The 19,524-nt window shown below is 59.3% G+C and carries 14 protein-coding genes and 1 riboswitch; of the genes, 5 read left to right on the top strand and 9 right to left on the bottom strand.

What is annotated here, in order from left to right; genetic code table 11:
• Window positions 1-133: 133 nt before the first annotated feature.
• Together Q1W15_RS17020 and nfuA are read left to right on the top strand one after the other, a co-directional pair.
• Entirely contained in the window at window positions 134-2,431 is a 2,298-nt protein-coding gene (locus tag Q1W15_RS17020; protein WP_300730421.1) for a fatty acid cis/trans isomerase, read from the top strand.
• A gap of 111 nt (window positions 2,432-2,542) precedes the next feature.
• On the top strand, window positions 2,543-3,127 hold the full coding sequence (gene nfuA, locus Q1W15_RS17025) for a Fe-S biogenesis protein NfuA (protein ID WP_300730423.1): 585 nt from the start codon (window positions 2,543-2,545) through the stop codon (window positions 3,125-3,127).
• A gap of 91 nt (window positions 3,128-3,218) precedes the next feature.
• On the opposite strand, the gene cobM is transcribed toward nfuA, so the two are convergent.
• The 5 genes from cobM to Q1W15_RS17050 form a co-directional block, all read right to left on the bottom strand.
• Window positions 3,219-3,965, bottom strand: coding sequence for a precorrin-4 C(11)-methyltransferase (gene cobM / locus Q1W15_RS17030; RefSeq protein ID WP_300730424.1), 747 nt, complete (start codon window positions 3,963-3,965; stop codon window positions 3,219-3,221).
• Between the two features lie 76 nt (window positions 3,966-4,041).
• Window positions 4,042-4,455 (bottom strand): cobalamin biosynthesis protein, encoded by a 414-nt coding sequence (locus Q1W15_RS17035; RefSeq protein WP_300730426.1) that lies wholly within the window; start codon window positions 4,453-4,455, stop codon window positions 4,042-4,044.
• A complete protein-coding gene (locus tag Q1W15_RS17040) occupies window positions 4,452-5,153 on the bottom strand; it encodes a CbtA family protein (protein ID WP_300730428.1) in 702 nt (233 codons plus the stop codon). The genes Q1W15_RS17035 and Q1W15_RS17040 overlap by 4 nt, the downstream gene beginning before the upstream one ends.
• A gap of 11 nt (window positions 5,154-5,164) precedes the next feature.
• Window positions 5,165-5,353 carry a CbtB domain-containing protein gene (locus Q1W15_RS17045; protein ID WP_300730430.1) on the bottom strand — a complete coding sequence of 63 codons (189 nt, stop codon included), beginning with the start codon at window positions 5,351-5,353 and terminating at the stop codon, window positions 5,165-5,167.
• 95 nt (window positions 5,354-5,448) lie between these two features.
• Window positions 5,449-5,661, bottom strand: a riboswitch (cobalamin riboswitch).
• Window positions 5,662-5,697: 36 nt separating this feature from the next.
• Window positions 5,698-6,057 carry a response regulator gene (locus Q1W15_RS17050; RefSeq protein WP_300730432.1) on the bottom strand — a complete coding sequence of 120 codons (360 nt, stop codon included), beginning with the start codon at window positions 6,055-6,057 and terminating at the stop codon, window positions 5,698-5,700.
• 249 nt (window positions 6,058-6,306) lie between these two features.
• Here Q1W15_RS17050 and Q1W15_RS17055 point away from each other — a divergent pair, with 249 nt between their 5' ends.
• The 3 genes from Q1W15_RS17055 to Q1W15_RS17065 all read left to right on the top strand — a co-directional run bounded on the left by Q1W15_RS17055 (window position 6,307) and on the right by Q1W15_RS17065 (window position 11,870).
• Window positions 6,307-9,777: a response regulator gene (locus Q1W15_RS17055; RefSeq protein WP_300730434.1), complete on the top strand. Its 3,471-nt coding sequence runs from the start codon at window positions 6,307-6,309 to the stop codon at window positions 9,775-9,777.
• A complete protein-coding gene (locus tag Q1W15_RS17060) occupies window positions 9,778-10,593 on the top strand; it encodes a protein-glutamate O-methyltransferase CheR (RefSeq protein ID WP_300730436.1) in 816 nt (271 codons plus the stop codon). It abuts the gene before it with no gap.
• Between the two features lie 77 nt (window positions 10,594-10,670).
• Window positions 10,671-11,870, top strand: coding sequence for a hybrid sensor histidine kinase/response regulator (locus Q1W15_RS17065; protein WP_300730438.1), 1,200 nt, complete (start codon window positions 10,671-10,673; stop codon window positions 11,868-11,870).
• Window positions 11,871-11,956: 86 nt separating this feature from the next.
• Here Q1W15_RS17065 and Q1W15_RS17070 read toward each other — a convergent pair whose 3' ends face one another.
• The 4 genes from Q1W15_RS17070 to mexE form a co-directional block, all read right to left on the bottom strand.
• Complete coding sequence (locus Q1W15_RS17070; protein ID WP_300730440.1) at window positions 11,957-13,012, bottom strand: tetratricopeptide repeat protein; 1,056 nt, start codon at window positions 13,010-13,012, stop codon at window positions 11,957-11,959.
• Between the two features lie 198 nt (window positions 13,013-13,210).
• Window positions 13,211-14,620 carry an efflux transporter outer membrane subunit gene (locus tag Q1W15_RS17075; RefSeq protein WP_300730442.1) on the bottom strand — a complete coding sequence of 470 codons (1,410 nt, stop codon included), beginning with the start codon at window positions 14,618-14,620 and terminating at the stop codon, window positions 13,211-13,213.
• A complete protein-coding gene (locus Q1W15_RS17080) occupies window positions 14,617-17,796 on the bottom strand; it encodes an efflux RND transporter permease subunit (protein WP_300730444.1) in 3,180 nt (1,059 codons plus the stop codon). Before Q1W15_RS17080 ends, Q1W15_RS17075 begins: the two co-directional genes overlap by 4 nt.
• 15 nt (window positions 17,797-17,811) lie before the next feature.
• Window positions 17,812-19,056, bottom strand: coding sequence for a multidrug efflux RND transporter periplasmic adaptor subunit MexE (mexE, locus tag Q1W15_RS17085; protein WP_300730446.1), 1,245 nt, complete (start codon window positions 19,054-19,056; stop codon window positions 17,812-17,814).
• Between the last annotated feature and the right edge of the window lie 468 nt (window positions 19,057-19,524).

Consider the following 19,524-nt stretch of genomic DNA (forward strand, 5'->3'; position numbering starts at 1 on the left):
ATGCAAAAGATGGCAAAGCATAACAAACCTGCGCGGGATTTGATCGTTTTCGGATTTGCATGAAATCCATTCATGTTGCAGTGCGCGCAGCACAGGTAGAATCGCGACACTTTTAATATCAGGACCATGGCACATGTTTTTTCGCCTTCTCGCCAGCGCTGTGACGCTGGTGGTGTGCAGTACCGCAGTCGGGCAAGTCCCGCTTGCGAGTCCGGCGGTTTCTTACAGCCGGGACATTCAGCCGATCCTCACCCAGAAATGCGTTGCCTGCCATGCGTGTAACGACGCGGCCTGCCAACTCAACCTGGGGAGCGCAGAGGGTGCCACCCGTGGGGCCAGCAAAGTGCCTGTGTACCAAGGGGACCGCACCACCGCTGTACCGCCCACGCGGCTGTTTTACGATGCCAACGGCCCGGATGAATGGCGGCGCAAGGGCTTCTACTCGGTGCTGGATGCGCAGGGTGCGCAGGCTTCATTGATGGCGCGGATGCTGGAACTGGGGCACAGCGCGCCGGTGACGCCGAATGCCAAGTTGCCCGCAAACATTGTGCTGGGCCTGAACCGTCAGAACGTTTGCGCAACGCCGGGAGAGTTCGACGCTTACGCTCAGAATCATCCTGGTCAGGGCATGCCGCTGGCGGTCACCGGGCTGTCGCCCACTGAGTATTCCACCTTGCAGGCCTGGTTGGCTGCGGGTGCGCCGGTCGACCCGCATGCCATCGTCCCGAGTGCGACCGAAGCGGCGCAAATTGCCGAGTGGGAAGCGCTGCTCAACCGCCCCGGCGCAAGCGAAGCGTTGGTAGGCCGCTGGTTGTATGAGCACTGGTTCCTGGCCCATGCCTATTTCGACAACGGTGTGCCGGGGCATTTTTTCCAGTGGGTGCGCTCGCGTACCCCCAGTGGTCAACCTATTGACCTGATCGCCACGCGCCGTCCGAATGATGACCCGGGCACGACGTTTTACTACCGCATGATGCCCGTGCAAGGAGTCATTGTTCACAAGACCCACATCACCTACCCGATGGGTGCGCGCAAGCTGGAGCGGGTCAAGCAACTGTTCTATAGCGGTGACTGGCAGACCGACCGCTTGCCCGGCTACGGCCCGCGCAGTCGCGCCAACCCGTTTGACACGTTCGAAGCCATACCGGCCGTGGCGCGCTACCAGTTCATGCTGGATAACGCCGAGTATTTCGTGCGCACCTTTATTCGCGGCCCGGTGTGCCGTGGGCAAATCGCCACGGACGTTATCCGGGACAACTTCTGGGCGGTGTTCCAGGAGCCTGCCCGCGACCGCTATATCACCGACGCGGCCTACCGGGGCGAAGCCACCCCGTTGCTGGCCATGCCCGGGCAGATTGACAACGTGGGCAGCATTCTTTCGCTGTGGCACGCCTTTCGTGACAAGCGTAACGCCTATGTGAAGCTGCGCCAGGAAGCTTACGCCGACATGCCGCCACCGAGCTGGTCCACGCTGTGGGCAGGTAACGATAACGCGATGTTGACGATCTTCCGTCACTTCGACAGTGCCAGCGTCACCAAGGGCCTGATCGGTGATGTGCCCAAGACGATGTGGCTGTTTGACTTCCCGCTGCTGGAGCGCACCTATTACCAGTTGGCGGTCAACTTCGATGTGTTCGGCAACGTGTCACATCAGGCGCAAACCCGGTTGTACTTCGACCTGATTCGCAATGGGGCCGAGGTCAATTTCCTGCGACTGATGCCTGCCGATTCGCGAGCCGACATGCTCAGCGACTGGTACCAGAACAGTGGCAAAATCAAGTTGTGGCTGGACTACGAGAAAATCGACACCGACACACCGACCGGTATGCACCTTGACCCTGAAGACCCCAAACGCGACTTTGCGCTCAAGTTGATCGACCGTGCGGGCACCTTGAATGCGCACCCGGATCCGATCAACCGTTGCACCGGTGCCTATTGTTCGCGGCCCAATGTCAGCCAGGAGTTCCAGTACGCCGAGCAATACCTGAGCCGCCTGGTGTCACGCCCGGCCGCGGGCCTGGCGGTGATCAATCAATTGCCTGAAGCCACCATGCTGCGTATCCAGGGCAGTGACGGCCAGCGCGAGATGTACAGCTTGCTGCGCAACCGTGCGCACAGCAACGTGGCCTTTATGCTGGGCGAAGCCTACCGTCTGCAGCCGGGGCTTGACACCCTGACCATTTACCCTGGCGTGCTGAGCAGTTACCCCAACTTTATGTTCAATATTCCCGCAGATGAGGTGCAAGCCTTTGTTGATGCGATGGAGCAGAGCAAGGATCAGCCAGCGTTTGAGGCCATTGTCGAGCGTTGGGGCGTACGCCGTAGCCATCCGCAATTCTGGGAATACTTTCATGATATCGGTCAGTACATCAGTGAAACCGACCCGGTTGAGGCGGGTGTGTTGGACATGAACCGGTACGAAAACCTGTAATAGGCCGATAGATTGAACGGCTTGGGGCGTGGCTTTCCTGACAAAAATACTAGGACTTTGTCAGGCGCGCCGATTGGCGTAAACTGCGCCCCATGTCTGCGAGGAGGTTCCATGAGCGCCATAACGATTACCCAAGCCGCTGAAGAATACCTGGCTGATCTGCTGTCGAAGCAGAACAGTGAAGGGATCGGCATTCGCGTGTTTATTACCCAGCCGGGTACGCAATATGCTGAAACCTGTATTGCCTACTGCAAGCGCGATGAAGTGAAACCGGAAGACCTGCCTTTGGGGCTGGCCAGCTTCACCGCCTATATCGACCAGGTCAGCGAACCGTTTCTTGAAGATGCCGTGGTCGATTACTCGACCGATCGCATGGGCGGGCAACTGACCATCAAGGCACCGAACGCCAAAGTGCCAATGGTCAATGCCGATAGCCCGATCAACGAGCGTATCAATTACTACCTGCAAACCGAGATCAACCCCGGGCTTGCCAGCCACGGTGGTCAGGTCAGCCTGATCGAAGTGGTTGAAGACGGGATTGCCGTGCTCAAGTTTGGTGGCGGTTGCCAGGGCTGCGGCCAGGCCGACGTGACCTTGCGCGAAGGGATCGAGCGCACCTTGCTCGAACGCATCCCTGAACTCAAGGGCGTACGTGACGTGACCGACCACTCGCAGAAAGAAAACGCCTACTACTGAGTGATCAGTCCCAGGGCGTGCGCTGCCAGTGCATAAAAAACGGTGCCCCGTGAGCACCGTTTTTTTATGCCTGATTACCCGTGATTGAGGTTTACGGCCGATAGAGGTGCGCGTGCCCGGCGCGGTACAGCGATGAGTCCGAGAACGTGTCACTGCCGAGCACCCGGCCCACCAGTATCAGGGCTGTACGCTTGAAACCTTGCGCCTGCACCTTGGCCACAATGTCTTGCAGCGTTCCGGTGACCCACGCCTGATCTGGCCAACTGGCACGGTGAATCACCGCAATCGGGCAATCACTGCCGTAATGCGGCGTCAGTTCGCAGACGATGTTTTCCAGGTTTTTAATCCCGAGATGAATCGCCATCGTGGCTTTATGCTGCGCCAGACTGGCCAGTTCCTCCCCGGCGGGCATGGCGGTTTTTTCCGCGTAGCGGGTCAGAATAACGGTTTGAGAAATGTCCGGCAGTGTCAGTTCTGCCTCTAGAAGCGCTGCGCAGGCTGCCGTGGCCGTCACCCCTGGAATGATCTGAAACGCAATGCCCAGCTCGCGCAGGCAGCGGATCTGCTCACCGATGGCCCCGTACAGGCTGGGATCGCCGGAGTGCACGCGCGCCACGTCCTGGCCTTGAGCATCGGCCGCCCTGATCAGCTCGATTATTTGCTCAAGGTGCAACTCGGCACTGTTAACCACCTGTACAGCCTGATGGCCTTCCAGTACCGCTGCGGGCACCAGTGAACCGGCATAAATGATCACCGGGCAACGGCGGATCAGGCGCTGGCCCTTGACGGTAATCAGCTCCGGGTCACCGGGGCCGGCACCAATGAAGTAAACAGTCATGGCAGTCTCTTGAAGGGAACGGGAGTGAGTCGCTCTTGAGGAACGCTCATAGTGAGGCGGGGGATTATCGCGGTTTTTACCCGGCGCAGGCCAACGCAAAGGTCGCCATAGGGGAATTTTGTCGGCGAACAAGCAGTGTGGCCGGGTGGCCGCTCAACTGTTCGGCCAATGCCAGGGCGGCACTTTCAGCAATGCCCCAGCACCCGGTTTGCTCAAAAGCTATGGGCGAGTGATGGCTCAGATGCGGCTCATAACGGCGCAACTGTGAGGCGCTGAACACTTCAAAAGGCCTGTCCAGTTGTGCGGCTAACTGTATCAGCCCCGGCTCCTGGCGTTTTAGATCAATGCTGGCCAGGGCGCTGATCGCTTCGACCACCAGGTTGGCTTGACCCAGCGCTTGCTGGATCAAGGCGTGTAAGTCTTCCACGCTGCAGCCCTGACGACAGCCCAGGCCAATGACCAGGATGGGTGCCCGGCCGGGAGCTATCATGCCGAGTATTGGCCTTCCGGTTTGCGGCGGAACAGCCAGGCGCTGATCACGCCCAAGGCCAGCCAAAACGCGCAGTTGGTCAGTTGCGAAGCAATGATGAACTGTGACTCCAGCGCTTGCGGGGCCAGGCTTGAATGCTCCAGCGGCTGCGGCGCACCCAGGAGATGAGGGATCACTGCAATCACCACGCCGAGAATTTTCAGGGCCCAGTGTTTGCCGAACACCACCAGCGCAATGGCCACCGCAGTCGATGCCGCTGTGCCGACCCACCAGGTCTGGCGTTGCAGCAAATCAGCGGCCGCCGTACCGGGCAGTTCTGGCGGCAAACCCAGGGTCGGGGCCAGGCAGAAAGTGGCGTAACCCGCCAGCCCCCACAGCAGGCCCTGTGCAGTGCGAGTCGGCGTGCGCAGGGTGTAAAGGCCCGCCAGCATGAGGGCGAAGCCAACCGCTACCACCAGGTTGCCACCGGTGGTCGAGAGCACGCGCTGCCAGCCGTCTTCAGGTTCCCAGGCTTCAGCGTCGTGTGCGTGAGCAGGCATGGCGGTGTCGGCGTGTTCGTGCACTTCAGACGCTTCGGGTTTTTCGTAGGTTTCCGCTTGCAGGATCAGCGGGGCCACCCAAAAACTTTGCAGCAGGGTCAGCAACAAGGCAGCCAGCAAGCCCGTGAAACCGGCCGTTTGAGCAATACGCTTAATCATGGCAGGTACTCTCAATGGCACGGAAAAGCAGCACTGTGACGGGTGTCGTGGGCAGCGTTGTGCACCGCTTCTATATGGGAAAAGCCGGCGAAGTAAACGAGGAAGGCCCCCAGCACGGCAGCACCGACAGCGGCGACAATGCGTTGGCTTTGAGTGGCGGTTGACGCCGCGGAACGGGTTTGGCTGGTGCTGATAGACATGGCGCTTCCCTTTGGGCAAGCAGCGGGCCTCAGAGCACAGAAAAACCCCACGAACGAAGCTCGCAGGGTTCAACAGCGCCCGCCCACCGCGGGTTTGTTATTCGACGTAACCAGGCCGGTCTCCGGGCTTGCGAGGGGTTCACATCGAACCTTTTTGCACCTCCTTCCCATGCCGAGGTGGCACAGTGGATTAGATGCATCTCTCGCTTACCGTTGCGGGGGCAGCACCGGACTGGTCAAGACGATTGGCCTGACGCACCGGTTTCCCGTTTCACCCTGTGAAGGGCACCTGATACAAGATGTGTAGGAGATCACGGCAGCGCCGGATCCGTCAAATCGAAATGTCAGCTCAGGATGCTGCGGATCTTGTCCCGCAACTGATCAATGGAGAACGGTTTGCCAATGACCGACATGCCGTGCTCGGGGGTCAGGTACTCGGTAGAGCCGCTGGCAAACAGGACAGGCAAGCCCTGGCGCAGCTCGCGGGCCTTGGTGGCCAGTTCCCGACCGTCCATTTCAGGCAGGCCCACGTCAGTCATCAACAGGTCAATGGGTTGGGCTATGTCGGTGAGCACGGTGATTGCATCTTCACTGTTGGCGGCTTCAAGCACGCTGTAATCGAGCTCTTGCAGCACGTCAACGATCAGCATGCGAATTATGGCGTCATCTTCGACGACCAGGATGGTGGAGCCTGTTGCAGACATAGTGATGATCTCGAAAATGAAAAAACGCGTGCGGGGTCATCAACAGCTCGGGGGGAGGTGCCGCATGACGGGCTCCGGGCGGCGTCGTGGGGGAAGAATAGCGTTTACTGCTGTTAGAAGACGTTTATTGTGCAAGAAAATATACATTTTATTGTAGGAAATACCTCCAATGAAAATAAGAAATTAGAACTATTCCCGCTTGATCCTGCACAATCGGGTTTTTTACTGACGGTTCCCGGGTTTTGACAAATGAACGCACCTGCATTAATTGATGAGAAAAGTTTTCGCAGGCTTTTGGCGCGCAACGTCGGCTTGCCGTTGGCGGTTGGCGTGCTCAGTGCTGTGCTGTTTGTGGTGTTGATCAGTTATTTGCTGTCGGTGATCAAGTGGGTCGAACACAGCGACCGGGTGATCGGCAACGCCAATGAGGCGGTCAGATTGACCGTCGACCTTGAAACCGGCATGCGCGGGTTTCTGATCACCGGGGACGAGCATTTCCTGGACCCGTATGAAGTGGCCAAGCCACAAATCACCGCGCAGTTGCAGAACCTGCAGGCGTTGGTGAGCGATAACCCGCAGCAGGTCGAGCGTTTGAAGCGCCTTGAGGCCTTGCAGCATGAGTGGGCGTTGTATGCCCAATCCATGGTCACGATTCGTCGTGACAGTGGTGATTATCGCTCCCCGGTGCAGGCGGGGCGAGGCAAACGCTTGACGGACCAGATGCGCAAGGAATATGACGAATTCATACAATTTGAGCAGCAATTACGCGCAACTCGCAACGCGCAAGCCAGCACCACCACCGTCGTCAGTGTCGGGCTTTACCTCATTTTCATTTTGGGTTTGAGCGGATTCCTGGCCTATATAGGTCGTCGAGATTTGGTCGAGCTTTCAAGCAGTTACAATAAAACGCTCGAAGCACAGTCAAGAGCAGCGCAGCGTCTGGAGCAGCAGGCATGGCTGCGAAACGGGCAAACCGAACTGGCAGAGCAAGTGTTGGGGCGTCTAACCCTGAACATGTTGGGCCGCAATATTCTGCAATTTTGTGCCCAGTACCTGGGCTCCGTAGTGGCTGCGTTGTATGTGCGTGAAGATCATGGAGGCTTGAAGCGCATAGCCACTTATGGTTTTTCCCGCGATCAGCAACTTCAGGATCAGTTGATCCACAACAATGAAGGCATCGTCGGTCAGGCCGCGCAGCAGGGGCAGATGATTCGCCTGGACAATGTGCCCGCCGATTACTTTCTCAAGGTCAGCTCCGGGTTGGGCGAGGGCAGCCCCCGCAGTGTGCTGGTCATGCCCACCAGCGACGACAAGCAGGTCAACGGTGTGATCGAGTTGGGTTTTCTACGGCCATTGACGCAACGGGATGTCGAGTTGCTGGAGCTGATTGCCGACAATATCGGCACCTCGATAGAAGCCGCGCGTTATCGCCAGCGCCTGCAAGAAGTGCTGGCCGAAACCCAGCAACTCAACGAAGAACTGCAGGTGCAACAAGAGGAACTCAAGGCGGCCAACGAAGAGCTGGAAGAGCAGTCGCGCCACTTGAAGGACTCCCAGGCCCACCTGGAAGCGCAGCAGGCAGAACTGGAACAGACCAATGAGGCCTTGGCGGGGCAGCGTGACGCCATGGACCGCAAGAATGATCAGCTCAACCTTGCTCAGGTGCAGTTGGAGGAGCGAGCTGACGAGCTGCAGCGTTCCAGCCGCTACAAGTCCGAGTTCCTGGCCAATATGTCCCATGAACTGCGCACACCGCTTAATAGCTCACTGATTCTGGCCAAACTGTTGTCGGAAAACCTGCATCAGAACCTCACCGATGAGCAGGTCAAGTTTGCCGAGTCGATTTACTCCGCGGGCAATGATTTGCTCAACCTGATCAACGACATCCTCGACATCGCCAAGGTTGAGGCCGGCAAGCTGGAAGTGCGCCCCGAAAACACCCGCGTGGCGCGCATGGCTGAGGGGCTGCGCAGCCTGTTCCAACCCCTGGCCGACGACAAGTCGCTAGCGTTCAGGATCGATATTCAACCCGACGCCCCGTCGATGCTCTACACCGACAGCCAGCGGCTGGAGCAAGTGCTGAAGAACCTGCTGTCCAATGCCATCAAATTCACCGAGCGCGGTGAGGTCAGCTTGAGTATTGCCCGTGCACCGGGACTTGGCGTGGCGTTCACAGTGCGTGACTCCGGGATTGGTATTGCGCCGGATCAACAGGAATGCATCTTCGAAGCCTTCCGCCAAGCCGATGGCACGTCCAACCGCCGGTACGGGGGCACGGGCCTGGGCCTGTCGATCTCCCGTGACCTGGCCACCTTGCTGGGTGGCTCGATCAGTGTCAGCAGCACGCCGGGGCAGGGCAGCGAGTTTACGTTGGTGGTGCCTGAGCAGTATGTCGAGCAGGAACCGGCACCGGAGCCCGCATCTTTCAGCCCCCCCGTGGCCGTTCGACCGGCTGAACTCCGGTTGCCCGCACCTCGGGTCGCGGCACTGGAAATAGCCAGCTTTGCGGATGACCGCGACCAGGCCCCGTTCAACACGCGCAGTATTCTGGTGATTGAAGATGAGCCGAACTTTGCGCGCATCCTCTTCGACCTGGCGCATGAACTGGGGTATCACTGCCTGGTTGCTCACAGCGCGGATGAGGGCTTCAGCTTGGCGGCCGAGCATACCCCCCACGCCATTTTGTTGGACATGCGCTTGCCGGACCATTCCGGCCTGACCGTGTTGCAGCGCCTCAAAGAGCGGGCCTCGACGCGGCATATTCCTGTGCATGTGATTTCAGTCGAGGACCGGGTCGAAGCCGCCATGCACATGGGGGCTATCGGTTATGCCGTCAAACCCACGTCGCGCGATGAACTCAAGGGGGTGTTTGCCCGGCTGGAAGCCAAGCTCGCACAAAAGGTCAAGCGGGTGCTGTTGGTGGAAGACGACGACCTGCAACGCGACAGCATTGCGCGCCTGATCGGCGACGATGACATCGAAATCACCGCCGTGGGTCTGGCCCAGGAAGCCCTGGACCTGCTGCGCACCACGCTGTACGACTGCATGATCATCGACCTCAAGCTGCCGGACATGCTGGGCAGTGATTTGCTCAAGCGCATGTCTACCGAAGATATCTGCTCGTTCCCGCCGGTGATTGTGTACACCGGGCGCAACTTGACCCGTGATGAAGAGGTCGAACTGCGCAAGTACTCGCGTTCAATCATCATCAAGGGCGCGCGCTCACCGGAACGTTTGCTCGATGAAGTGACGCTGTTTCTGCACAAAGTTGAATCGCAGTTGTCCCATGACCGCCAAAACATGCTGCAGTCAGCCCGCAGCCGCGACAAAGTGTTCGAAGGCCGCAAGGTGTTGCTGGTGGACGATGATGTGCGCAACATTTTTGCGTTGACCAGCGCTTTGGAGCACAAGGGGGCCATCGTGGTTATCGGCCGTAATGGCCATGAAGCCCTTGCGCGCCTGCATGAAATGGATGACATCGACCTGGTGTTGATGGATGTGATGATGCCGGAGATGGATGGCTATGAAGCCACCCTCGAAATTCGCAAGAACCCGCGCTGGAGCAAGCTGCCGATCATTGCCGTAACGGCCAAGGCCATGAAGGATGATCAAGAGCGTTGTTTACAGGCCGGTGCCAATGATTACCTGGCCAAACCCATTGATCTGGACCGGCTGTTTTCGCTGATCCGGGTATGGCTACCGAAAATGGAACGTCTCTAAGTGCTACAAAGCAGTGATATCGAGTTACGGCTACTGATCGAAGCGATCTACCTGAAGTACAGCTATGACTTCCGTGACTACGCCGGGGCGTCCATCCAGCGCCGGGTTCAGCAGGCGATGCACCAGCTCGATTGCCAGACGCTCTCGGGCTTGCAGGAGCGCGTGCTGCATGACCCGATTGTGTTTATGCAGTTGCTGCAGTTTTTGACGGTACCCGTCAGTGAGATGTTTCGCGACCCTGAGTACTTTCTGGCCCTGCGTCAGGAAGTGGTGCCGATTCTCAGGACGTACCCGTCACTGAAAATCTGGATTGCCGGTTGCAGCACGGGTGAGGAGGTGTACTCCATGGCCATTTTACTGCGTGAAGAAGGCCTGCTGGATCGTACTATCATCTATGCGACGGATATCAACCCGCATTCGCTGGAAAAGGCCAAGCAAGGGATTTATTCGTTGGAGTCCATGCGCGCCTACACCCGTAACTACCAGCAAGCGGGCGGAACACAGTCGTTGGCCGATTACTACACCAGCGCCTATGACTACGCGATTTTTGACAAGAGCCTGCGTGAGTCAGTCACGTTTGCTGACCACAGCCTGGCGACGGACAGTGTATTCTCAGAAACTAATTTAATTTCATGTCGTAATGTGTTGATTTACTTTAATAAAAATCTTCAAGGTAGAGCGTTTGGGTTGTTTCATGAGTCGTTATGCCATCGTGGTTTTCTGATGCTGGGCAGTAAGGAAACCCTGGACTTCTCGTCGTACAGCCAACAGTTCACCCCGGTCGTTGCGCATGCGCGGATCTACCGAAAACGGTGAGTGTGATTCAGACAAGATCGACTGCACCTTACTTTTCACGGCATTGGCCGTCTGCCCGTCAAGCTGGAACGAATCGAATGGGACTACGTGGTATTCAAGCCAAATTATTGATCGTGGATGACCTGGCGCAAAACCTGCTGGCGCTTGAAGCGTTGATCAAGCGCGATGACTTGCAGGTTTATCAAGCGTTATCGGCAGACCAGGCGCTGTCACTGTTGCTGCAGCATGAGTTCGCCCTGGCCATTCTCGACGTGCAAATGCCCGGCATGAATGGCTTTGAGCTGGCGGAATTGATGCGCGGTACGGAAAAGACCAAAAACATCCCGATTGTGTTCGTCAGCGCGGCGGGCCGCGAGATGAACTATGCCTTCAAGGGCTATGAAAGCGGTGCGGTGGACTTCTTGCACAAGCCGCTGGACACCCACGCGGTGAAAAGTAAGGTCAATGTGTTTGTCGACCTTTATCGCCAGAGCAAGGCGATGAAACAGCAAGTCGAAGCCCTGGAACAGAGCCGCCGCGAGCAGGAAACGTTACTGGCCCAGTTGCAAGTGACGCAAGGCGAACTGGAACATGCAGTGCGCATGCGCGACGACTTTATGTCAATTGTTTCGCACGAAGTGCGCACGCCGCTCAACGGCTTGATCCTCGAAACCCAACTGCGCAAATTGCACCTGGCGCGGGATAACGCGTCGGCCTTCACCCTGGATAAAATGCACGCCATGGTTGAACGCGACGAGCGTCAGATCCTGAGCCTGATCCGGTTGATCGAAGACATGCTCGACGTGTCCCGTATTCGCACTGGCAAGCTGTCTATCCGCCCGGTGGAGTTCGACCTTGCCCATGTGGTCAGCCAGTTGCTGGAGGGTTTTGCACCGCAAATCAGCGCGGCGCAGTCGAGTGTCACGTTCACTGCTGACCAGCCGGTCATCGGGCATTGGGATGAGTTCCGGATTGAGCAAGTGGTCTCAAACCTGTTGACCAACGCGCTGCGCTACGGGGCGAAAAAGCCCATTGACGTCTCTGTGTACCGTGACGGTGAACAGGCGGTGATTGATGTGCGTGATCAAGGCATCGGCATCAGCCCGGAAAACCAGCAGCGGGTGTTCCAGCAATTTGAACGGGTTTCGGCAGGTCACGCGGCTGCCGGCCTGGGCTTGGGGCTGTTTATATCCGAGCAGATCGTCACGGCCCACAACGGCACCTTGACGGTCCAGAGTGCCTTGGGCGAAGGGGCCCTGTTCAGCGTTCGCTTGCCCCTTGGCGAAGGCCAGGCTTGAGTCAGCCTATAACGCGTGCCCCTCGTTGACGAATCTTGTGAGGCAACGTCTGGTGCGATGTTCCTGTCTGAACCGCAATTCCGGGTTTACAGCCCTTGTTGCAGTGCCGGGTCGTCCGGGTTTTGCTGTTCGAGTTGTGCCAGTAGCACTTGTACATTCTGCAATTGCCCCGACTCTTTCCAGTAGCGAATTAACAAAACACGCGCTTTGCGGTTGGCTGGCTGGCGTTGCAGCAGGTCTTCCAACTGGCGCTGGGCGGCTTCCAGTTGGTCGAGGTCATGCAGGGCAATCGCCAGTTTGTAGCGGTAGTCGCTGTTGTCAGGCTCCAGTTCAACCGCCTTGGCCAAGCCGAGCAGGGCGTATTCGGTTTGACCATGGTTGAGCAGCCAGATGCCCAGCGCATGTTGCAGGTACGCCGAGTCCGGGTGCGAGGCCAGTTGCCGGGCCAGCAGTTGTCGGGCCTGGTCAGGCTGGCCGCGCTTGTCCAGTAAATCGATCTGTGCGACGACAGCCCTGAGGTCGTTCGGTGCCAGTGCCATGACCGTTTCCAGGGTGGCCTGGGCCTCATCCAGTTGGCCTTCATGCAGGTACAACCGCGCCAGTTGTCCCAGGGCTTGAGGGTCTTCGGGGCGGGTTTTGAGGTCACGCTCGTATTCGTCAATCACTTGCTGCAACGGCCCGTAGTACAGGCCTTGCTCATCCGGCGACAACCCCAGCAAGGCGTTGGCCGCGGCGAAGCGTACGGGTTGTTCTTCGTCGCTCAACAACGGGCCAAGCAACAGGGTGCGCTGGGCGTTGGGCACCAAGCCGACAATGCTCCGGATCGCCGCCTGACGCACCCGCGCAGAGGGGTTCTGCAAGTCGTCATCTGCCAGTTTCAGTGCCCGCGGGCTCGGGTAGTTGGGCAGCTCGGCATGCAGGTCAGCACGGCGAATGTCGGTGAGGTCGGTGCGCATCAGTTGCCGGTAGAGCACGCGAGCAGCCCCCGGTTGACCGTTATGCGCCATGGCCAGCGAGGCAGCGTAGTTTTGATGCGCGGTGGCGGGCGCTACGGTCGGTGCGGGGCGCATCCAGAACCACAGGCCCATGGCAATAAAGGCCGACAGCAGGCTGATAACAAGGTAGCGGTGAGGCTGGGACATGCAATATCCAGAAACAGGCGTATGGATGAAGCGCAAGATTGGGACATGAGGGCGCTTGGAGTCAAACGCCTTGCCAGTGCACTCAAGGCGCGCGGGGGCGGAACAGCACGCAAAAAAAGCCCCGCAGCCGAATGATTGCGGGGCTAAAAAATGGTTGGTTGCGGCCAACCAAAGGAGCGCTTTAAAACAGGGGTTAAATCAGTTCACGCTGGCCAGGGTGTCGACTTGCCAGCCGCCGCCCAGGGCTTTGTAGATCGCGACAACGCCGCGATATAACTCCACTTCGGCCTGGGCCTGGCTGTCTTCAGCCGCCAGCCGCTCACGCTGGGCATCGAGTAACACGAGGAAATCCACCGTGCCTTCGCGGTAGCGAATGGCCGCCAGGTCGGCAGCGGTACGGCTGGATTCGCTCTGGCGAATCAACGACACCAACCGTTGTTGCCGTTTGCCGTAGTCGCTAAAGGCGTTTTCCGACTCTTCCAATGCCAACAGCACCTGCTGTTCGTAGTTGGCCAGTGCGCCTTCGGCTTGAGCATCGGCACCGCGCAAACGTGCACGCACGCTGCCAAGGTCAAACGCCGGCCAGGTAATGCGCGGGCCGAGTGCCCAGGCATTGGCCGCCGCCGAACCGATTTGCGAGCCGCGCCCGGCGGTAAAGCCCAGGAAACCACTCAGGCTGACCCGTGGAAACAGGTCGGCCTTGGCCACGCCAATACGGGCGGTGGCCGCTGCCAGTTTGCGTTCCGCGCTGAGGATGTCCGGGCGACGTTGCAACAGGTCGCCGGGGTTGCCGATATTCAACGCTTTGGCAATGGCCGGAAGCTGTTTGGGGCTCAGGTCGATGTTCAACTGTTCCGGCCGCTGCCCCAGCAAGGTGGCAATGCGGTTACGCTCGCGCACTTGCTCGGCCTGCAGTTGCGGCACGCTGGCTTCAACCGCCGCCAGGCGCGCATCAGCACGCATCACGTCCAATTGGTCGCCGACACCGGCGTCGCGCAGGCTTTCGGTGATGGTCTTGGAGTCCTGCTGGTTTTTCAGGTTGTCCAGAGCGATGCGTTCACGCAACTGCGCGCCCCGCAGCTCGCCGTAGGCATCCACCAGCTCGGCAATCATCGTGACCTGCAACTGGTACAGGTCGGCGGCGGCCACCTGCTCGTCGGCGTCGCTGGCCTCCAACTCGCGCTGGATACGGCCAAACAGGTCGATCTCCCAGGCCATGTCCAGGCCCAGGTCATAACGCTCGCTGTTGACGCGTTTTTCGGTTTGGCCGGGTACCTGGCCTTTGCCCACATCGCTGCTGGCGCGGCTGGTGACGGTGGGCATGGCGTCGTTGCTGACGTCATCGCGAATCGCCCGGGCCGCCCGCAGGCGGGCAAAGGCGACGCGCAACTCGCGGTTGCCCGCCAGCGACTCGGTGACCAACTGATTGAGGGTCGGGTCGTCGAACTGCTGCCACCAGATGCCTTCAAAATGCGCCCGGTCAAAGCCCTTCAGGTTGCCGGCACTGATCTGTGCCGGCGCGGTGTCCGGCGTTTTGTAGTCCGGGCCGACGGCACAGGCGCTCAAGGCCAGCACCAACAGGCTCGGCATAAACAGTTTCACGCTCATTGTTGCGACTCCAGCTTCAGGTGCCTGGCAGCTTTGCGCGCTTCACTGCGCTCCACATACCGGCGAATCAGGACATAGAACACCGGCGTCAGCAGCAGGCCGAAGAACGTGACCCCCAGCATCCCGGAGAACACCGCCACACCCATCGCATGGCGCATTTCAGCACCGGCACCGCTGGACAGCACCAAGGGCACCACGCCCATGATGAAGGCAAACGAGGTCATCAGAATCGGCCGCAGACGCAAGCGGCAGGCTTCCAACACGGCGGCCAGCGGGTCGAGGCCTTCTTCCTGTTTGTCCTTGGCGAACTCGACAATCAGAATCGCGTTCTTGCATGCCAGGCCCACCAGTACGATCAAGCCGATCTGAGTGAAGATGTTGTTGTCACCGCCCGACAGAATCACCCCGGTAATGGCGGACAACAGGGTCATCGGTACGATCAGGATCACCGCCAGCGGCAGGCTCCAGCTCTCGTATTGCGCGGCCAGCACCAGGAACGCCAGCAGCACGCAGAGCGGGAACACGAACAGCGCGGTGTTGCCCGACAGGATTTGCTGATAGGTCAGGTCGGTCCACTCGTAAGTCATGCCGTTAGGCAGTTCCTCTTTGAGCAGTTTCTCGATCGCCGCCTGAGCCTGGCCCGAGCTGTAGCCCGGCGCGGCATTGCCGTTGATCTCGGCGGTGATAAAGCCGTTGTAGTGGCTAACGCGGTCAGGCCCAGCGGTGTCGCTGACCTTGATAAAGGTCGCCAGCGGGATCATCTCGCCTTTGTTGTTGCGCACTTTCAGCTGGCCGATCTGGCTGTCGTCAAGGCGGAACTGTTGATCGGCCTGTACGTTGACCTGATAGGTACGCCCGAAGCGGTTGAAGTCGTTGGCATACAGCGAACCCAGGTAAATCTGCAGGGTGTCGAAGATGTCGTTGATCGCTACGCCGTGGGTTTTGGCCTTTTCGCGGTCGATGGCGGCATCGACTTGCGGCACGTTCACCGTAAAGCTGGTGAACAGGCCCGCCAGTTCCGGTACGCCGTGGCTCTTGGCGATGACGTTTTGCACTTCTTTATACAGCTCGTCATAGCCCAGGCCGCCACGGTCTTCGACCTGCAGGCGGAACCCGCCGATGGTGCCCAGGCCTTGTACCGGCGGTGGCGGGAAGATCGCGATATAGGCTTCCTGGATATCCGCAAACTGGGCATTCAAGGTGGCTGCAATCGCCGCTGCCGATTGGCTCGGGTCTTTGCGCTCCTTGAAGTCCTTGAGGGCCACAAACACGATGCCGCTGTTCGGGCTGTTGGTGAAGCCATTGATCGACAGGCCGGGGAAGGCAATCGAGTTGGCCACACCCGGCTGCTTAAGGGCCAGATCGGACATGCGCTTGATCACAGCTTCGCTGCGGTCCAGGCTCGCGGCGTCCGGCAGTTGCGCGAAGGCCACCAGGTACTGCTTGTCTTGCGCAGGCACAAACCCGGTCGGCGTGTGGGCAAACCCGGCCCATGTCAGCACCATCAGGCCGGCGTACACCAGCATGGCGATGCCGCTGCCACGGATAATCCGCCGTACAGTGCCTACGTAACCATTACTGGCCTTGACGAAGAACCGGTTGAACGGGCCAAACAGCCAGCTACCCAACAGCCGGTCCAGCACACGGGTAAAGCGGTCTTTCGGCGCGTGATGGCCTTTAAGCAACACCGCGGCCAGCGCTGGCGACAAGGTCAGCGAGTTGAACGCCGAGATCACGGTCGAAATCGCAATGGTCAGGGCGAACTGCTTATAAAACTGCCCGGTGAGGCCCGAAATAAACGCGGCCGGTACAAACACCGCACACAGCACCAGAGCGGTGGCGATGATCGGGCCGGTCACTTCGCGCATGGCCCGTTGAGTAGCCTCCACGGGGGCGAGCCCCAGTTCGATGTTTCGCTCGACGTTCTCCACCACCACGATGGCGTCGTCCACCACGATACCGATGGCCAGCACCAGGCCGAACAGCGACAGCGCGTTGAGCGAGAAGCCCAGCATGTGCATGACGGCAAATGTACCGATCAGCGACACGGGCACCGCCACCAGCGGGATGATCGAGGCGCGCCAGGTTTGCAGGAACAGGATCACCACCAGCACAACCAGAATCAGCGCTTCAAACAGCGTGTGCACCACGGCTTCAATAGAGCCTCGCACGAAAATCGTCGGGTCATAGACGATCTCGTAGTCCATGCCGGCCGGGAAGCTTTGCTTAAGCTCATTCATCTTGGCCCGAACGTCATTGGAGATCTGGATCGCGTTGGAACCCGGGCGCTGGAAGATCGGGATCGCCACGGCCGGCTGGTTATTCAGCAGCGAGCGCAGGGCGTACTGGCTGGAGCCCAGTTCCACCCGGGCAATGTCTTTGAGGCGTGTGATCTGGCCATCATCCCCCGAGCGGATAATGATGTTCTCGAACTCTTCTTCCGTAACCAGGCGGCCTTGGGTATTGACCGACAATTGAAAGCTGGTGGCATTTGGCGACGGCGGCGCACCCAAGGCACCGGCCGCTACCTGACGGTTTTGCTCGCGAATCGCGGTGACCACATCAGTTGCCGTGAGGTTGCGTGACGCGGTTTTGTTCGGGTCCAGCCATACGCGCAACGAGTAGTCGCCCATGCCGAACAGTTGCACGTCACCAATACCGTTGAGCCGCGCCAGTTCATCCTTGATGTTCAGGATGGCGTAGTTGGACAGGTACAGCATGTCGTAGCGCTGGTCGGGTGAGGTCAAGTGCACCACCATGGTCAGGTCGGGCGAGGCCTTGTCCACTGTAATGCCGATGCGCGTGACTTCTTCCGGCAGCTTGGGCAGGGTTCGGGTCACACGGTTTTGCACCTGCACCTGGGCGTTGTCCAGGTCTGTGCCCAGGGCAAAGGTGATGGTCAGGGCCATCTTGCCGTCAGCGGTGGACTGTGAAGACATGTACAACATGTTTTCAACGCCGGTAATGGCTTGCTCCAGCGGTGCCGCGACGGTATCGCCGATAACCTTGGGGTTGGCACCCGGGAAGTTGGCGCGCACGACCACGGTCGGTGGCACCACTTCCGGGTATTCGCTGATCGGCAATTGGAACAGCGAAATGCCGCCCGCAATCAGGATTAATAAAGACAGCACGGCAGCGAAAATCGGCCGCCGAATGAAGAACTGGGAAAAATTCATCGGAGTGTTCGTCCCTTAACCGCGAGGAGTCGTAACGCTGGCCAGCTTCGGCGCGCCAATGGCGGGCTTGACCGGGGGCAGGTTGCTGGCTTCCAGGGCTTGTCGTTGTTGCGCCAGTGCGGCGAGGGTCTGTTCAGTGGCCATCGGGATCACTTCAGGGGTGACCGGCGAGCCGGGGCGTACTTTCTGCAAGCCCTTGACGATAATCGTGTCGCCCTTGTTCAGGCCGCTGCGCACAATGCGCAGGCCTTCGAGTTTCGGGCCCAGCTCTACGGCGCGGTAGGCCGACGTGTTATTGGCATCCATCACCAGCACGAATTTTTTGCCCAGGTCGGTGCCCACGGCTTCGTCGTCGATCAGCACCGCCGAATACGTGCCGCTGCCCACCAGTTTCAGGCGGGCGTACAAGCCCGGCGTGTAGTCGCCCTTGCTGTTGTCGAACACGGCGCGACCGCGAATGGTGCCGGTCTTGGGGTTGACCTGGTTGTCGACAAAGTTCATCTGGCCCAGGTGCGGGTTGCCTTCCTCGTTGGACAGGCCCAGGTACACCGGTGTGGCTTGACCGCGCTGGCCGTCGCGGGCCAGTTGCGCGTACTTGAGGAACACGCGTTCGTCGGCGTCGAAGTAGGCGTAGACCTTGTCGGTAGACACCACGCTGGTCAGCGGCGTGACATCGGCGGTGACGATATTACCGGCGGTGATATCGGCACGGCTGACCCGCCCACTGATCGGTGAGGTGACGCGGGTAAAGCTCAGGTTGAGTTTGGCCAGGTCCAGTTGCGCTTGAATGGCGGCAACCCCGGCGCGGGCTTCCTGGGCGGCGGTGCTGCGCGAGTCGGCCAGTTCGGCGGAAATGGCATTGCTCTGACGCAGGCGTTCGCCGCGCTGGGCTTCGTTTTCGCTGCGTGACGCGCTGGCGCGGGCCTGTTGCAGTTGGGCTTCGAGTTGACGCACCGCGGCCTGGAACGGACGCGGGTCAATCTGGAACAGCACGTCGCCTTTTTTCACCAGGGCGCCCTCGGTGAAGGCGACCTGATCAATCTGGCCGGATACGCGCGGACGAATTTCAACGGTTTCGGGCGCTTCAAGGCGCCCCGTGAATTCGTCCCATTCATTGACTGGCTGTTCAAGCACCTGAGCCACGCTGACCTTTGCCGCAGTCGCAGGAGCAGTCGCTTGTGGAGTTTTGCCGCATGCACTCATCACCACGATGGCCAAGGCCGCCAGTGGGAAGCGCAACTGTTTAAGTGACTGTTCCATGAGAGGGAGATCCGCCAAGCTGTTGAGATGGGGCGGATAATGCTGTCGCGCGTGGCTGCACACGAATCGAACCCAGCGAAGATCAATATCATTCAGAATGATACAGAGCCGCGCCAAGGCCTCTAGTCCGGGCTTTTAATTAGGGTGCTATGCATTGGCAGTGGCTCAGGGCACGCCTTGGCTGAGTGGTGTGATGGCAAGGATTCGCACTGATGCAAGCCCGCGACACCCCGCAACCAATAACTACCGCACCCCGCCAACCCCGGCGCTTTAGCCTGATTGCTCCCTTGTGCCAATCAGGTGACGCGCCATGCCTTCCTTGCACCGACATACCCCCGCGCTTACGGCGTTCGACCCCCGAGGGGCCCCGGTACGCACGGTGGCTTACCACCGTTTGCGGGCCGAAGATGAGCCCGTCGCCCGCATTACTCGCAGTGTCTACGGCGCGACGGGCTTTTTGCAGCAACA

It is taken from the genome of Pseudomonas sp. (assembly GCF_030150285.1).
In the GTDB taxonomy this organism is placed as follows: domain Bacteria; phylum Pseudomonadota; class Gammaproteobacteria; order Pseudomonadales; family Pseudomonadaceae; genus Aquipseudomonas.

What these genes read in the sequence shown, in the direction of transcription:
- cobM (WP_300730424.1), bottom strand. Translation starts at nt 3,965, where the DNA reads ATGACTGTTTACTTCATTGGTGCCGGCCCCGGTGACCCGGAGCTGATT.
- Q1W15_RS17065 (WP_300730438.1), top strand. Translation starts at nt 10,671, where the DNA reads ATGGGACTACGTGGTATTCAAGCCAAATTATTGATCGTGGATGACCTG.
- Q1W15_RS17080 (WP_300730444.1), bottom strand. Translation starts at nt 17,796, where the DNA reads ATGAATTTTTCCCAGTTCTTCATTCGGCGGCCGATTTTCGCTGCCGTG.
- Q1W15_RS17050 (WP_300730432.1), bottom strand. Translation starts at nt 6,057, where the DNA reads ATGTCTGCAACAGGCTCCACCATCCTGGTCGTCGAAGATGACGCCATA.
- Q1W15_RS17045 (WP_300730430.1), bottom strand. Translation starts at nt 5,353, where the DNA reads ATGTCTATCAGCACCAGCCAAACCCGTTCCGCGGCGTCAACCGCCACT.
- Q1W15_RS17035 (WP_300730426.1), bottom strand. Translation starts at nt 4,455, where the DNA reads ATGATAGCTCCCGGCCGGGCACCCATCCTGGTCATTGGCCTGGGCTGT.
- mexE (WP_300730446.1), bottom strand. Translation starts at nt 19,056, where the DNA reads ATGGAACAGTCACTTAAACAGTTGCGCTTCCCACTGGCGGCCTTGGCC.
- nfuA (WP_300730423.1), top strand. Translation starts at nt 2,543, where the DNA reads ATGAGCGCCATAACGATTACCCAAGCCGCTGAAGAATACCTGGCTGAT.
- Q1W15_RS17020 (WP_300730421.1), top strand. Translation starts at nt 134, where the DNA reads ATGTTTTTTCGCCTTCTCGCCAGCGCTGTGACGCTGGTGGTGTGCAGT.
- Q1W15_RS17075 (WP_300730442.1), bottom strand. Translation starts at nt 14,620, where the DNA reads ATGAGCGTGAAACTGTTTATGCCGAGCCTGTTGGTGCTGGCCTTGAGC.
- Q1W15_RS17040 (WP_300730428.1), bottom strand. Translation starts at nt 5,153, where the DNA reads ATGATTAAGCGTATTGCTCAAACGGCCGGTTTCACGGGCTTGCTGGCT.
- Q1W15_RS17055 (WP_300730434.1), top strand. Translation starts at nt 6,307, where the DNA reads ATGAACGCACCTGCATTAATTGATGAGAAAAGTTTTCGCAGGCTTTTG.
- Q1W15_RS17070 (WP_300730440.1), bottom strand. Translation starts at nt 13,012, where the DNA reads ATGTCCCAGCCTCACCGCTACCTTGTTATCAGCCTGCTGTCGGCCTTT.